Annotated in this window: 11 protein-coding genes; 5 read left to right on the plus strand and 6 right to left on the minus strand. The window is 73.2% G+C overall.

Features of this window, described 5'->3' with window-relative positions; translation table 11 throughout:
- The first annotated feature begins 18 nt into the window (after positions 1-18).
- Complete coding sequence (locus ACZ7IF_RS08615; protein ID WP_470965177.1) at positions 19-1,989, plus strand: TerD family protein; 1,971 nt, start codon at positions 19-21, stop codon at positions 1,987-1,989.
- A 258-nt stretch (positions 1,990-2,247) separates the two neighbouring features.
- Complete coding sequence (locus tag ACZ7IF_RS08620) at positions 2,248-3,234, plus strand: TerC/Alx family metal homeostasis membrane protein (RefSeq protein WP_470965179.1); 987 nt, start codon at positions 2,248-2,250, stop codon at positions 3,232-3,234.
- A gap of 74 nt (positions 3,235-3,308) precedes the next feature.
- On the opposite strand, the gene ACZ7IF_RS08625 is transcribed toward ACZ7IF_RS08620, so the two are convergent.
- From ACZ7IF_RS08625 to ACZ7IF_RS08635, 3 genes are all read right to left on the minus strand, one after another.
- Complete coding sequence (locus ACZ7IF_RS08625) at positions 3,309-4,643, minus strand: MFS transporter (RefSeq protein WP_470965181.1); 1,335 nt, start codon at positions 4,641-4,643, stop codon at positions 3,309-3,311.
- Between the two features lie 95 nt (positions 4,644-4,738).
- Positions 4,739-5,395 (minus strand): MBL fold metallo-hydrolase, encoded by a 657-nt coding sequence (locus ACZ7IF_RS08630; RefSeq protein WP_470965184.1) that lies wholly within the window; start codon positions 5,393-5,395, stop codon positions 4,739-4,741.
- Positions 5,396-5,404: 9 nt separating this feature from the next.
- Positions 5,405-6,100, minus strand: a complete 696-nt coding sequence (locus ACZ7IF_RS08635; RefSeq protein ID WP_470965186.1) for a maleylpyruvate isomerase family mycothiol-dependent enzyme — start codon at positions 6,098-6,100, stop codon at positions 5,405-5,407.
- Positions 6,101-6,285: 185 nt separating this feature from the next.
- On the opposite strand from ACZ7IF_RS08635, the gene uvrA reads away from it, so the two are divergent.
- A complete protein-coding gene (gene uvrA, locus ACZ7IF_RS08640) occupies positions 6,286-9,258 on the plus strand; it encodes an excinuclease ABC subunit UvrA (RefSeq protein ID WP_470965189.1) in 2,973 nt (990 codons plus the stop codon).
- 416 nt (positions 9,259-9,674) lie between these two features.
- Here the strand turns inward: uvrA and ACZ7IF_RS08645 are convergent, their stop codons facing one another.
- Positions 9,675-10,325, minus strand: coding sequence for an NAD(P)-dependent oxidoreductase (locus ACZ7IF_RS08645; RefSeq protein ID WP_470965191.1), 651 nt, complete (start codon positions 10,323-10,325; stop codon positions 9,675-9,677).
- A 65-nt stretch (positions 10,326-10,390) separates the two neighbouring features.
- Between ACZ7IF_RS08645 and ACZ7IF_RS08650 the strand changes: the two genes are divergently transcribed.
- On the plus strand, positions 10,391-10,996 hold the full coding sequence (locus tag ACZ7IF_RS08650) for a TetR/AcrR family transcriptional regulator (RefSeq protein ID WP_470965194.1): 606 nt from the start codon (positions 10,391-10,393) through the stop codon (positions 10,994-10,996).
- Here ACZ7IF_RS08650 and ACZ7IF_RS08655 read toward each other — a convergent pair.
- Positions 10,986-11,873 carry a carbohydrate kinase family protein gene (locus ACZ7IF_RS08655; RefSeq protein WP_470965196.1) on the minus strand — a complete coding sequence of 296 codons (888 nt, stop codon included), beginning with the start codon at positions 11,871-11,873 and terminating at the stop codon, positions 10,986-10,988. The two genes, ACZ7IF_RS08650 and ACZ7IF_RS08655, sit on opposite strands and share 11 nt — an antisense overlap.
- Positions 11,874-11,956: 83 nt before the next feature.
- Here ACZ7IF_RS08655 and ACZ7IF_RS08660 point away from each other — a divergent pair, with 83 nt between their 5' ends.
- Positions 11,957-12,388 (plus strand): Rieske (2Fe-2S) protein, encoded by a 432-nt coding sequence (locus ACZ7IF_RS08660; RefSeq protein ID WP_470965199.1) that lies wholly within the window; start codon positions 11,957-11,959, stop codon positions 12,386-12,388.
- A 27-nt stretch (positions 12,389-12,415) separates the two neighbouring features.
- Here the strand turns inward: ACZ7IF_RS08660 and ACZ7IF_RS08665 are convergent, their stop codons facing one another.
- The gene (locus ACZ7IF_RS08665) at positions 12,416-13,366 is read right to left on the minus strand and encodes a hypothetical protein (RefSeq protein WP_470965201.1); all 951 of its coding nucleotides are present in this window, start codon (positions 13,364-13,366) and stop codon (positions 12,416-12,418) included.
- Positions 13,367-13,533 lie beyond the last annotated feature (167 nt).

The following is a 13,533-nucleotide window of genomic DNA, read 5'->3' on the forward strand; positions in this document are numbered from 1 at the left end:
CGGGGGAGGGGCTGCACGATGACGGCCGAACTGGTCCGGGGGCAGAACCACCCCGTGCCCCACGACAGGGTCGAGGTCAGGGTCTCGGCGGGCACGCCCGTGCTCGCCCTGGCGTCCCTGGCCGACGAAGCGGGCCGCTTCGCGGGCCCCGGGGCGCTGGCCCGGCCGGGCGCCCCGGTCCCCTCCTGGCTCCGGCTGCCGCAGGAGGTCGCCGACCGGCATACGCTGGCCGTCGACCTCGAAGCCGTCGCCGCGGAGGTCCACCGGATCGGCCTGCTCCTCGTGCTGCCGCCCGGCGGGCCGCTGAGCTTCGGCTCCGTGCCCGCTCCGCACGCGGCGGTGGCCCCGCCGGACGGGCCCGAGTTCGCCGGCTTCACCCTCACCGGGCTGGACGGCGAGACCGCCGTCGTGGCCCTGGAGCTCTACCGGCGCCAGGGCGCCTGGAAGGTCCGGGCCGTCGGCCAGGGGTACGCCGAGGGCCTCGGCGCCCTGCTCACCGACGGCGGCCTGCCCGCGCCGGAGGCCGCCGAGCTGGCCGCGGCCGCCCTGCGCGGGTCCGCGACCGCCGCCGGGGGCGACCGCACCCTCGCCTCCCTGCCCCCGCAGGCCCAGGGCGCCCCGCGCCCCGACCGGCGGGCGGCCCCCGATCCGGCCCCCGAAGCGCCGGATCCGGTCCCCGTCTCCGGGGTGCCCTACCCCGGGACCCCCGGCCCCGCGCCCTCCGCCCCGGGGGACACCGCGGTGCTGTCGGGCCCGCCCACCATCGACTACGCGCACCCGCGCCGCCGCCGCACCAGCGCCGAAGCACCCGAGCCCGGCCCCCGGACCGCGCCCGCCGCCGAGCCGGGCCGGCCCCCCGCCCCGGTCGCCGGCGACGCCAGCGGCTGGTCCATGGACGAGCGGCTCTACAACCAGGTCTGGGGCATGTTCGAGGACCTGGCCCGCACCGTCGCCGCCTACCGCAGCGCCGTCGACTTCGCCGACTCGCGGCAGGACCGCGAACTGGACGAGGTCCTGTCCGACCCGCGCCACCGCATCGGCGGCGCCGGGGACGCCGCCCGCGAAACCGCCCGGGCCCGCCGGGAGGAGCTGGTCGCGCAGGCCAGGGCCGTCCTCGACCGGGACCTCGCCCAGCTGGTCGCCGAGTCGGAGGTGGTCGAGCCCGCGCTGCCGGCCGCGTACGCCCGCTGGGACAACCCCGTCTGGCACGGCGGCGGTGTGCCCGAGGAGGCCCCGCTCGCGCTGCGCCTGGGCAACCTGAGCCTGCCCGAGATGCCGGGCCTGCGGATCCCGATGCTGATGCGGGTCCCGCTGGAGCGCGGCCTGTGGATCGACAACGGCCGTACCGGCTCCGAGGCCGCCATGGCCATGGACACCGACCGGCTGCGCCGCGCCGCCGTGGACATGGCCGTCGCGCACGTCGTACGGCTGCTCGCGGTGCACCCCGCCGACCGGTTCTCCGTCCACGTCATCGACGCCGCCGGGGCGGGCGCCGCCTCCCTGGCCCCGCTGGTGCGGGCCGGGGTGCTCGCGGCGCCGCCGGCCGCCGGCGCCGAGGGGGTGAGCCGGACCCTGGCGCAGCTGACGCGGCGCGTGGACCTCGTACAGATGGCGCTGCGGGCCGGTGCCCCCGAGGAGCTGCCGCCGGACGTGGACCGGGCCGAGCAGCTGCTGGTCGTGCACGACTTCCCGCACGGCTTCGACGACCGGGCGGTCACCCAGCTGCGCTACCTGGCCGACGAGGGCCCGGCGGTCGGGGTGCACCTGCTGATGGTCGCGGACCGGGACGAGGCGTCCGCGTACGGGCCGCTGCTGGATCCGCTGTGGCGCTCGCTGATGCGGCTGTCCCCGGTGCCGGACGGCCACCTCGCAGACCCCTGGGTCCAGCACGCCTGGACCTTCGAGCCGGACCTGCCCCCGCAGGGCAGCTCGGTGCTCGAAAGGGCTCTGGACCGGGTGAGGGAGGCGCGGCGCACGGCCCGCCCGTGAGCGGTCCATGACCGACGGGTGACCCCTTCTTGGTGAGCCCTTTACCTTTTACCTCTTTCGCGGGTACCCTGGGACCCGCGGAGGGGAGTATTCCTGCTATTTCCTGCGCGGCGTGCCCGTCAATACGGACCACTGTGGTGATCTCGCAGTGGGTCCCGGGGCGCCGGCCCGCGGCCTTCCGGCCGCCGGGTGGAAGAGACCTCCGGCAGCGATGACGCTGACCATGTGCTGAGCCATCTGCCGGAGGCGTGAATTACCGTGGACGTTTCGTTGACCCTGTGGGTGCTGACCATTGCCGGTCTGTGCATCCTCATCGGCGCCGATTTCCTCATCGGCCGCAAACCGCACGACGTTTCGATCAAGGAAGCGGGCATCTGGACCGTCGTCTGGATCGTGCTCGCCGCCCTCTTCGGCCTCGGCCTGCTGTTCTTCGGCAACGGCCAGGCCTCCCAGGAGTTCTTCGCCGGTTTCATCACCGAGAAGTCCCTGAGCGTGGACAACCTCTTCGTCTTCGTCCTGATCATGGCGAAGTTCTCCGTACCCTCCCACCTCCAGCAGCGCGTCCTGCTGGTGGGCGTACTGATCGCCCTCGTACTGCGCGCGATCTTCATCGCGGCCGGCGCCGCGATCATCACCACCTTCTCGTGGGTCTTCTACATCTTCGGCGCCTTCCTGATCTACACCGCGTGGAAGCTGATCCAGGAGGCCCGCAAGGACGAGGACGAGGACGAGTTCGAGGAGAACCGCCTCCTGAAGTCGATCGAGAAGAAGTTCGGCGTCGCCGACCGCTACCACGGCACCAAGCTCTTCATCCAGAACAACGGCAAGCGCGTCCTGACCCCGCTGATGGTCGTGATGCTCGCCATCGGCACCACCGACGTGCTCTTCGCCCTGGACTCGATCCCCGCGATCTTCGGCCTCACCCAGGACCCGTACATCGTCTTCACCGCCAACGCCTTCGCCCTCATGGGTCTGCGCCAGCTGTACTTCCTGATCGGCGGCCTGCTCAAGAAGCTGGTCCACCTCAGCTACGGCCTGTCGGTGATCCTCGGCTTCATCGGCGTCAAGCTGGTGCTGCACGCCCTGCACGAGTCCGGGGTGCACGTCCCGCAGATCTCCATCCCGGTCTCCCTGGGCGTCATCTGCGGTGTCCTGGTCATCACCACCATCACCAGCCTGATCGCCTCGAAGAAGCAGGCGGCGGCCGAAGCCGGCGCCGCGGAGGCCAAGAGCGTCGACGCCTGACCGGCGGACCGCACGCGGACGGGCCCGGGAGCAGCTGCTCCCGGGCCCGTCCGCGTTCCCGTGGCGCACCCGCCTCACGCCACCGCGGGCTCGCTCCGCACCGCCCGGGCCAGGGCCGGCCGGGTTTCCGGGAGCAGGGCGAAGCAGCCCAGGCTGACCAGCGAGACACCCGTCAGGTACACCGCGACGCCCCACGGCGGGCCCGCGCCGTCCGCCAGGGCCGTCGCCACGATCGGGGTCAGCGCACCGCCCAGCACGCCGCCCAGGTTGTAGCCGACGGCCGCGCCCGTGCAGCGCAGGCGCGGGGCGTACAGCTCGGGCAGGTAGGCGCCGACCACGGCGAACATCAGCACCATCGCCAGCAGCGCGCCGACGCAGCCCACCGTCATCAGCAGCGGATCAGCCGTGTCCAGCAGGGCGACGAACGGGAACATCCACAGCGCGCAGGCCGCGCTGCCGGCCAGGCAGAGCGGCCGCCGCCCCCAGCGGTCGCCGAGCACCGCCAGCAAGGGGGTGACCAGCCCCTTGAGCAGGACCGCGGCCATGACGATGGCCAGCATCACGGTGCGGTCCACCCCGTGCCGGACGGTGGCGTACGCGAGGGACCAGGTGGTGACCGTGTAGAAGACGGCGTACCCGACCGCCATCGCCCCGCCGGTCAGCAGCAGCAGCCGCCAGTGGCCGCGCACCACCTCGGCGAGCGGGGCGTCGGCCTGCCGTCCGGCCTCGGCGAGGGTGCGGAACTCCGGGGTCTCCTCGACCGACCGGCGCAGCCACAGTCCGGCCAGCGCCAGCAGCCCGGCCGCCCAGAACGGCACCCGCCAGCCCCAGGCCGCGAACTCGGCTTCGCTCAGCGCCCCGGACAGCCCCAGTGTCAGGCCGTTGGCCAGCAGGAAGCCGACCGCGGGGCCCATCTGCGGGAAGCTCGACCACAGTCCGCGCCGCCGCTCCGGGGCGTGCTCGGCGGTCAGCAGGACCGCCCCGCCCCATTCGCCGCCGAGGCCCAGCCCCTGGAGGAAGCGCAGCAGGAGCAGCAGGACCGGCGCGGCGATGCCGATGGTGGCGAAGGAGGGCACGCACCCGACGGCCACCGTGGCGAGGCCGGTCAGGAGCAGCGAGCCGAGCAGCACGGGGCGGCGCCCGTAGCGGTCGCCGATGTGGCCGAAGAGGGCCGAGCCGAGCGGGCGGGCGAGGAAGCCGACACCGAACGTGCCGAAGGCGGCGAGGGTCCCGGCGAGCGGGGAGAAGGAAGGGAAGAAGAGCGGGCCCAGCACCAGGGCGGCGGCCGTGCCGTAGACGAAGAAGTCGTAGAACTCGATGGCCGTGCCGACCAGGGAGGCGACGGCCAGCCGCAGCATCGACGGGGAGGACGGGGAGGAAACGGGGGACGGGGAGGGATGTTGTTGCATGGTGCAGCAACTACCCCAACCCACGCCCCCAGGACATGCGTTCGGTCAAGGTCGACCGGAAGGAGTGCACGGCCCCGCGGAGTTGACCGCGGTCGCTACCAGCCGCGCTCGCGCCACTCGGCGAGGTGCGGGCGCTCGGTGCCGAGCGTGGTGTCGTTCCCGTGGCCCGGGTAGACCCAGGTCTCGTCCGGCAGCTGGTCGAAGAGCTTGTGCTGGACGTCGTCGATGAGACTGGCGAAGTTCTTCGCGTCGCCCGACGTGTTGCCCACGCCGCCCGGGAAGAGGCAGTCGCCGGTGAACACGTGCGGGTGCCCGTGCGGGTCGTCGTAGACCAGCGCGATCGAGCCGGGGGTGTGCCCGACCAGGTGGCGCGCGGTCAGGGAGACCCGCCCGACGGTGATCGTGTCGCCGTCCTGGACCGGCACGTCCGTGGGGACGGGGATGCCCTCGGCGTCGTGGGCGCCCGCGTACGTGCGCGCGCCGGTGGCGTCGACGACCTCCTGGAGCGCGCCCCAGTGGTCGCCGTGCCGGTGGGTGGTGACGACGGACGCGATGCCGTCGTCGCCGATCAGGTGCAGCAGGGTGTCCGCCTCGGCTGCCGCGTCGATCAGCAGCTGCTCGCCGGTGGCCCGGCAGCGCAGCAGGTACGCGTTGTTGTTCATCGAACCGACCGCGACCTTGGAAATCATCAGGTCCGCGAGTTCGTGCACGTCGGCCGGACCGCCGACCTTGACCGCTCCGCTGTACGTCATGTCGGAATCCTAGAGCGCGGGGAGTTCGGGGAGGTGGTCGCCGGCCGTGACGGCGAGGTGGGCGCCCTTGAGGCCGCGGCCGGCGAGCCAGCCGAGCAGCTCGTCCTTGGGGCCGCTGAGGGTCACCGGGGCGCCCTCGGTGCCGCCCGTGCGGGCGACGTGCTCGCCGTCGGGGTCGGTGAGGGTGACGGGCGGGACGCCGGGGCGGCCGGACCAGCGGTCGGCGAGGAAGGCGATCTCCCGGTCGGTGAACTCCTCCGGGAGGTCGGAGAGCTCGTAGCCGACGTTCAGGTCGACGTGGTGGAGCTCGACCTCCACGAGGCGGCGGAAGGGCACGTTGGCGGCCAGGTCGGTGACGCCGTTGCGCAGCTCGACGGTGCGCTGCCAGTCCTGGGCGGGCTCGGTGGTGGCGAGGAAGCGGGCCCCGGAATCACGGAGGTCCGTCAGGTGTTCTTCCAGGGGCCGCCCGGCGTCGCGCTCGATGTCCGCGTCGCGGGCGGCGGCGCTCTCGTACATGGGGCGGCCCTCGAGGACGTTCACGAGGGCGTCGGCGTTGCGCGCCAGGTGGGCCAGGATGTGGCCGCGGGTCCATCCCGGGAGGTGTGACTCCTCGGAGAGGGAGGCGTTGTCCAGTTTCGCGACCGCGGTCAGCAGCCGTTCCGTGGCTTCACGTACAGAGGCCAGGTCGTGCACATGATCAGTCATGGATCCGAGCCTAGTGCTCGCGGGGCCCCGCCACACGATCGGGTGAAGCGGTCTCGGGAGTGCCGTAAATCGAATGTGCGTGCTATACGCTCGGAAGTCAGACCCCATCCCATCGCAGAGGCGCCCCCCATACCCTGGACAGTCGGGGCCCGTGCCCCCGCTCTCTCAAGAAAGGTGCGACCGGCGTGACCGACCGTCTCATCGTTCGTGGCGCTCGCGAGCACAACCTGAAGAACGTCTCGCTCGACCTGCCCCGCGACTCGCTCATCGTCTTCACCGGCCTCTCCGGCTCGGGCAAGTCCTCCCTGGCCTTCGACACGATCTTCGCCGAGGGGCAGCGCCGCTACGTCGAGTCGCTGTCCTCGTACGCCCGGCAGTTCCTGGGGCAGATGGACAAGCCCGACGTCGACTTCATCGAGGGCCTCTCCCCGGCCGTCTCGATCGACCAGAAGTCGACCTCGCGCAATCCCCGCTCCACCGTCGGCACGATCACCGAGGTCTACGACTACCTGCGCCTGCTCTTCGCCCGCATCGGCAAGCCGCACTGCCCCGAGTGCCGCCGCCCGATCTCCCGGCAGTCGCCGCAGGCGATCGTCGACAAGGTCCTCGCGCTCCCCGAGGGCAGCCGCTTCCAGGTGCTGTCCCCGCTGGTCCGCGAGCGCAAGGGCGAGTTCGTCGACCTCTTCGCCGACCTCCAGACCAAGGGCTACAGCCGGGCGCGGGTGGACGGGGAGACCATCCAGCTCTCCGAGCCGCCCACGCTGAAGAAGCAGGAGAAGCACACCATCGAGGTGGTCGTCGACCGCCTCACCGTCAAGGACAGCGCCAAGCGCCGGCTCACCGACTCCGTCGAGACCGCGCTCGGCCTCTCCGGCGGCATGGTGATCCTGGACTTCGTCGACCTCGCCGAGGACGACCCCGAGCGCGAGCGGATGTACTCCGAGCACCTTTACTGCCCCTACGACGACCTCTCCTTCGAGGAGCTGGAGCCGCGCTCCTTCTCCTTCAACTCGCCCTTCGGCGCCTGCCCCGAGTGCACCGGCATCGGCACGCGCATGGAGGTCGACCCGGAGCTGATCGTCCCGGACGAGGACAAGTCCCTGGACGAGGGCGCGGTCTCGCCGTGGGCGCTCGGACACACCAAGGACTACTTCCAGCGGCTGATCGGCGCCCTCGCCGGAGAGCTGGGCTTCCGGACCGACATTCCGTGGGCCGGGCTGCCGCAGCGGGCGAAGAAGGCCCTGCTGTACGGCCACAAGACCCAGATCGAGGTCCGCTACCGCAACCGGTACGGGCGCGAGCGTGCGTACACGACGGCCTTCGAGGGCGCCGTTCCGTTCGTCAAGCGCCGGCACGCCGAGTCCGAGAGCGACGCCAGCCGCGAGCGCTTCGAGGGCTACATGCGCGAGGTGCCCTGCCCGACGTGCGAGGGCACCCGGCTCAAGCCGATCGTGCTCGCGGTGACGGTGATGGAGCGCTCCATCGCCGAGGTCGCCGCGATGTCGATCAGCGAGTGCGCCGACTTCCTGGGGCAGCTGAAGCTCGACGCCCGCGACAAGAAGATCGCCGAGCGGGTCCTCAAGGAGGTCAACGAACGGCTCCGCTTCCTCGTGGACGTGGGCCTGGACTACCTCTCCCTGAACCGCGCCGCGGGCACCCTGTCGGGCGGCGAGGCCCAGCGCATCCGGCTGGCCACGCAGATCGGCTCCGGCCTGGTCGGCGTGCTCTACGTACTGGACGAGCCGTCCATCGGCCTGCACCAGCGGGACAACCACCGGCTGATCGAGACGCTGGTGCGGCTGCGGGACATGGGCAACACGCTCATCGTCGTCGAGCACGACGAGGACACCATCAAGGTGGCCGACTGGGTCGTGGACATCGGCCCCGGCGCCGGCGAGCACGGCGGCAAGGTGGTGCACAGCGGCTCGCTGAAGGAGCTGCTGGAGAACGGCGAGTCGATGACCGGCCAGTACCTGTCGGGCAAGAAGTCGATCCCCGTGCCGGACGTACGCCGACCCGTGAACGGCGAGCGCAGGCTCACCGTCCACGGCGCCAAGGAGAACAACCTGCGGGACATCGACGTGTCCTTCCCGCTGGGCGTGCTCACGGCGGTCACCGGCGTCTCCGGCTCCGGCAAGTCGACGCTGGTCAACGACATCCTGTACACGCACCTGGCGCGCGAGCTGAACGGCGCCCGGTCGGTGCCTGGCCGCCACACGCGGGTGGACGGCGACGACCTCGTCGACAAGGTCGTGCACGTCGACCAGTCGCCGATCGGCCGGACCCCGCGGTCGAACCCGGCGACGTACACGGGCGTCTTCGACCACGTGCGCAAGCTCTTCGCGGAGACGATGGAGGCGAAGGTGCGCGGCTACCTGCCGGGCCGCTTCTCCTTCAACGTCAAGGGCGGCCGGTGCGAGAACTGCTCCGGCGACGGCACCATCAAGATCGAGATGAACTTCCTGCCGGACGTGTACGTCCCGTGCGAGGTGTGCCACGGCGACCGGTACAACCGGGAGACGCTGGAGGTGCACTACAAGGGCAAGTCCATCGCCGAAGTCCTGAACATGCCGATCGAGGAGGCGCTGGACTTCTTCGAGGCCGTGCCGACCATCGCCCGGCACCTGCGCACGCTGAACGAGGTCGGTCTCGGCTACGTCCGCCTCGGCCAGTCCGCGCCGACCCTGTCGGGCGGTGAGGCGCAGCGTGTGAAGCTGGCGTCGGAGCTGCAGAAGCGGTCGACGGGCCGGACGGTGTACGTACTGGACGAGCCGACGACGGGTCTGCACTTCGAGGACATCTCGAAGCTGATCAAGGTGCTGTCCGGGCTGGTGGACAAGGGGAACTCGGTGATCGTCATCGAGCACAACCTCGACGTCATCAAGACCGCGGACTGGGTCGTCGACATGGGCCCCGAGGGCGGCTACGGCGGCGGCCTGGTGGTGGCCGAGGGCACCCCGGAGCAGGTCGCGTCGGTGGGCGCGAGCCACACGGGCAAGTTCCTGCGGGACATCCTGGGGGCGGAACGGATCTCCGACGCCGCGACGCCTCCGGCTACGGCGCCGGTGAGGAAGCGGGCGGCGGCCAAGAAGGCGGCTCCGGCCAAGAAGGCGGCGGCCCCGGCGAAGAAGGCTGCGGCCCGCGCCCGCAAGGCGTAGGCGCTGCCGCTCGGGGGTGGGGGTCCCGCGGCGCGGGCTGCCCCCCCGCCCCCGCCCTTCGCCCGTTCCCCGGGGCGCCGCACCGGCCCCTCCCGGGGGGCTCCCCCCCCAGCTACCGCTGGGGGACCCCCCGCGCCTCAAACGCCGGCGGGGCTGGGAAACCCAGCCCCGCCGGCGTTTGAGGCGCGGGCGCGGTAGCGCCGTGTCTGTGGCCGCGCCCGGCGATCGAGGGCGAGAACGGTTGAAGGGTGGGGAGGGGCAAGCACCGTGCAGCGGCACAGCACCCGCAGACCCACTGCCGCGGCCAAGGGCGCCGGCCCCGCCCCACCCCCGACGGACGGAGTCCGGCGCAGCGGCGCGAAGCCGGGGAGGCGCCCAAGCACCGAGCCGTGCGAGCGGCGCGTCAGAAGGGTTCCTCAGGCGGCGACGCCAAGGGCATGTCCCGCCGTCGACGGGTCGCCCAGCGCACCCAGGAGCGCGTCCGCGACATCCCCGCGGGCGATCACCTTCCCACCCGGCACATTGGCGTCGAGCGCCCGCCGGTACGCCCCGGTGCGCGGCCGGTTCAGCAGCCGCGGCGGGCGGATCACCGTCCACGCGGTCCGGCTCGCGCCGATCGCCGCCTCCATGACCGCCAGGTCGGCGTACAGGTCGCGCAGCAGCCGCCGCAGCAAGGGGTACACCACCATCCGCGTCAGCGCCCCGTCCTCCGGCAGGTCGGGCGCCAGCGGTGCCGCGCTGACCGCGGAGAGCCGGCTCACCCCGGCCCGGTCCATCGCGGACACGATCGCCCGCAGCGCCGGCCCGGCGATCGGGGTCAGCCTGGCCTGCTTGTTGTTCGCGGGGCCGAGCGCCGAGACCACCGCCTCCCGGCCCGCGAGGACCGGCAGCAGCGCCTCCTCGTCCGTCAGGTCCGCCACCACCGCCACCCGCAGCCGGTCGTGCGGGGGCACGTCCAGCCGGGCCGGGTCGCGGACGACCGCCGTCACCTCGTGGCCCGCCTCCAGCGCCTGCAGGACCACCTCGCGGCCGACGCCGCCCGTCGCTCCGAACACCGTGATCTTCATCGTGGGACCCCGTCCAAGATGGTGGGTGAGTGTTCACTCACCCCTGTGTCCACTAGGGTGAGTGAATGCCCACCCCTACGTCAAGCCGTCCCACGCCCGAGCGCCTGCTGGACGCCGCCGAAAGCCTCATGCGCACCATCGGCCTCGCCAACACCACCACCAAGGCCATCGCCCGCGAGGCGGGCTGCTCGGAGGCCGCGCTCTACAAGCACTTCGCCAACAAGGAAGAGCTGTTCGTGCGCGTGCTGGTGGAACGCACCCCGAACGCCGGTCCGCTGATGGCCGCCCTCACCGCCGACCCGGAGGAGACCGGGGGAGAGCAGGTGCTCGCCGACATCGCCCGGCACGCCTCGCTCTTCTACGCCGAGGCCATGCCGATGGCCGCCTCGCTCTTCGCCGAGCCCGCCCTGCTCAGCCGCCACCGCGAGGGGGTCCGGGAGATCGGTGCCGGCCCGCACGTGGTGCTGGACGCCCTGGAGGGCCGGCTGCGCCGCGAGCTCGCCGCCGGCCGGCTCCGCGAGGGCGCCGACCCCCGGGCCGCCGCCGCGCTGCTGCTCGGGGCCTGCTTCCAGCGGGCCTTCTTCCTGCACTTCTCCGGCGCGGACGTGGTCCAGCCGGTCGAGGAGTTCGCCCCGGCGATCGCCCGGACCCTGTGGGCGGCTATCGGCTGAGTTCCAGCTCCGCCGCGTACGGGGGCTCGGCGCCCGCCCGGGTGCAGGTCAGGGCGGCCGCGCGGGCCGCGTAGGCCAGTACGTCCGGCCAGTCGGCGGTGCCCGGGCCCGGGGCCCCGGCGAGCCGGTGCAGCAGCGCCGCGTTGACGGTGTCGCCCGCGCCGATCGTGTCCGCCACCGCGACCGGGAGGGCCGCCGCGCTGTGCTCCGCGCCGTCCGAGGTCCACACCGTCAGGCCGGCCGCCCCCCGGGTGAGCACCACCGCCGACGGGCCGGCCGCCAGCCAGTCGCCGACCCGGCCGCCCAGCCAGGCCGCGTCCTCCTCCGAGAGCTTGAGCACCGATACGTACGGCAGCCACCCCAGGAACCGCTCCCGGTACGCCACCGGGTCCGCGATCAGCGCCGGGCGGACGTTGGGGTCCAGCAGGGTCAGCAGCCCGCGCCGCGACTCCCGGCGCAGCAGCGCCTCGTACGCGGACGCGCCCGGCTCCAGCACCAGCGAGCAGGTGCCGAGCGCGAGGGCCCGTACCCCCGCGGGCAGCGCGGGCGGCAGGGTGAACAGCCGGTCGGCGGTCCCCTCGACGTAGAAGCCGTAGACGGCCGAGCCGTCCGGGCCCAGCGAGGGCACGGCCAGCGTGGTCGGCTCGGGCCCCCGCTGAACCAGCGAGAGGTCCACCCCGGCGGCCCGCAGCCCGGCCAGCAGGCTCTCGCCGAACCCGTCGGCCGACACCCGGGAGCAGAAGGCGACCTCCGCCCCGAGCCGGCCCAGTGCCAGGGCGGTGTTGTAGGGCCCGCCGCCGGGCCGGGGCAGCAGGGCGCCCGCCGGCCGCTCGACGGGCACGAGGTCGATCAGGGCTTCTCCACCGACGACGATCACGCGGGGGAAGGTATCCCATGGGACGCCGGTATCGTCGGGTTGACCCCGCCCCCGGGGCCCGCCACTCGTGCCAGGAGAACCGCATGTCCGCGCAGCAGTCCGCCGCCCGCCGTACCGTCCTCAAGGGCGCCGCCGCGCTCGCCGGGGCCGTGGGCGCGGGGACGGCGCTCACCGCGTGCTCCACCGAGACCAACAGCGGCGCCGGCAGCCCGGCCGTCCCGAAGGAGCCGGTCGAGCTGGGCGGCGCGGCCGACGTCCCCGTCGGCGGCGCGAAGCTGTTCCGCGAGCGCAAGGTCCTCGTCAGCTGCCAGGCGGAGGGCCGGTACAAGGCGTTCAGCGCCCAGTGCACGCACGCCGGCTGCGTCCTGGACAAGATCGTCGAGGGCGAGGGCAACTGCCCCTGCCACGGCAGCCGCTTCGACGTCACCACCGGCAAGGTCCTGCGCGGCCCGGCCACCGACCCGCTGCCGGCCGTCCCGGTCAAGGTGGAGAACGGCAAGCTGATCGCCGGCTAAGGGCTGTCCCGTAACGCGCGGTGCGGGCTATTCCCAGTCCCAGGTGATGCCCAGGATCCCGCGCCGGACGCCCTGTTCCAGCAGGTGCACCGCGCGGTGGCGGCCGCTCGGGGTGAGGTCGCCGAGGGCGGTGCGGGGGGCTTCGGGGCCCGTGCGGGCGAAGCGGCGGCAGCGTACCGGGAGGGCCGCCTCGTCGAAGGCGACCTGGAGCATGTACTGCCCGCCCGCGTAGCTGAAGCCGCGCACGTACTCCGTGCTGCGGCCGCCCGTGCCGTCCTCGATCCCGTAGCCGAAGACGTACGTGTCCCCGCGCCGCAGCCGCGCGTCGAAGAGCAGCTCCGCCACCACCACCCCGGCCTCCGGGTGGCAGCGCACGCGGCCCGTGCGGCAGTTCTCGTACGCCGTCACCTCCACCCGTGTCGCGTCGCACCCCGGATCGCCGTGGTGCACGGCGAGGTAGCGGTCCACGCCGTCGCGGTGGGCCCGGACGATCTGCTGCGACTCCCGCGTGAGCAGCTCACCGCCCGGGCCGATGCGGACCCGCTCGTGGTGGCCGACCGTGTGCAGGCCGCCGTCCGCCGGGAGCTCCATACCGGCCAGCAGCCGCTCCACCGCCGCGCCCACGCTCACCAGCGCCCGGTAGGAGCGGGCGGCCGGGCGGGGCGGGCCGGCGGCGGGTAGGGGGTCGGCCAGCAGCCGCAGCAGGGAGCCGCCGGGCAGTTCCAGGATCTCCTCCAGGGCGGAGACCGCCCGCAGGGACTCGGGGTGGCGGGGCCGCCGGGCGCCCTGCTGCCAGTAACTGAGGCTGGTCACCCCGAGCTTGATGCCGCGCGCCGCGAGCCGGTGCCGGACGCGTTGCAGGGGCAGGCCGCGGGCCGCGATGGCGGCGCGCAGGGCGGCGTGGAAGGGGCCCGCGCGGAGCAGCGGGCCGAGCTCCGCCGCGCCCGGCGTGTCTGACGGGTCGCCGGTGGGCCGCATGGCGACTCCTCTGTGAACGTTCACACGCGCCGGGTGGGGGGCCGGGCCGGTGGTACCGGGGGACCTGGTGGAACGGCAGCAACCGTTCACACCGCAGCCCCACCGTTCACACTGCAATGTCACCGCGTATTGAAGCGTGTTGACCTGATCGCGACAACACCCCGATG

The sequence above is a fragment of the Streptomyces sp. NPDC037421 genome (assembly GCF_055602105.1).

What these genes read in the sequence shown, in the direction of transcription:
- ACZ7IF_RS08615 (WP_470965177.1), top strand. Translation starts at nt 19, where the DNA reads ATGACGGCCGAACTGGTCCGGGGGCAGAACCACCCCGTGCCCCACGAC.
- ACZ7IF_RS08660 (WP_470965199.1), top strand. Translation starts at nt 11,957, where the DNA reads ATGTCCGCGCAGCAGTCCGCCGCCCGCCGTACCGTCCTCAAGGGCGCC.
- ACZ7IF_RS08650 (WP_470965194.1), top strand. Translation starts at nt 10,391, where the DNA reads ATGCCCACCCCTACGTCAAGCCGTCCCACGCCCGAGCGCCTGCTGGAC.
- ACZ7IF_RS08645 (WP_470965191.1), bottom strand. Translation starts at nt 10,325, where the DNA reads ATGAAGATCACGGTGTTCGGAGCGACGGGCGGCGTCGGCCGCGAGGTG.
- ACZ7IF_RS08665 (WP_470965201.1), bottom strand. Translation starts at nt 13,366, where the DNA reads ATGCGGCCCACCGGCGACCCGTCAGACACGCCGGGCGCGGCGGAGCTC.
- ACZ7IF_RS08625 (WP_470965181.1), bottom strand. Translation starts at nt 4,643, where the DNA reads ATGCAACAACATCCCTCCCCGTCCCCCGTTTCCTCCCCGTCCTCCCCG.
- ACZ7IF_RS08630 (WP_470965184.1), bottom strand. Translation starts at nt 5,395, where the DNA reads ATGACGTACAGCGGAGCGGTCAAGGTCGGCGGTCCGGCCGACGTGCAC.
- ACZ7IF_RS08635 (WP_470965186.1), bottom strand. Translation starts at nt 6,100, where the DNA reads ATGACTGATCATGTGCACGACCTGGCCTCTGTACGTGAAGCCACGGAA.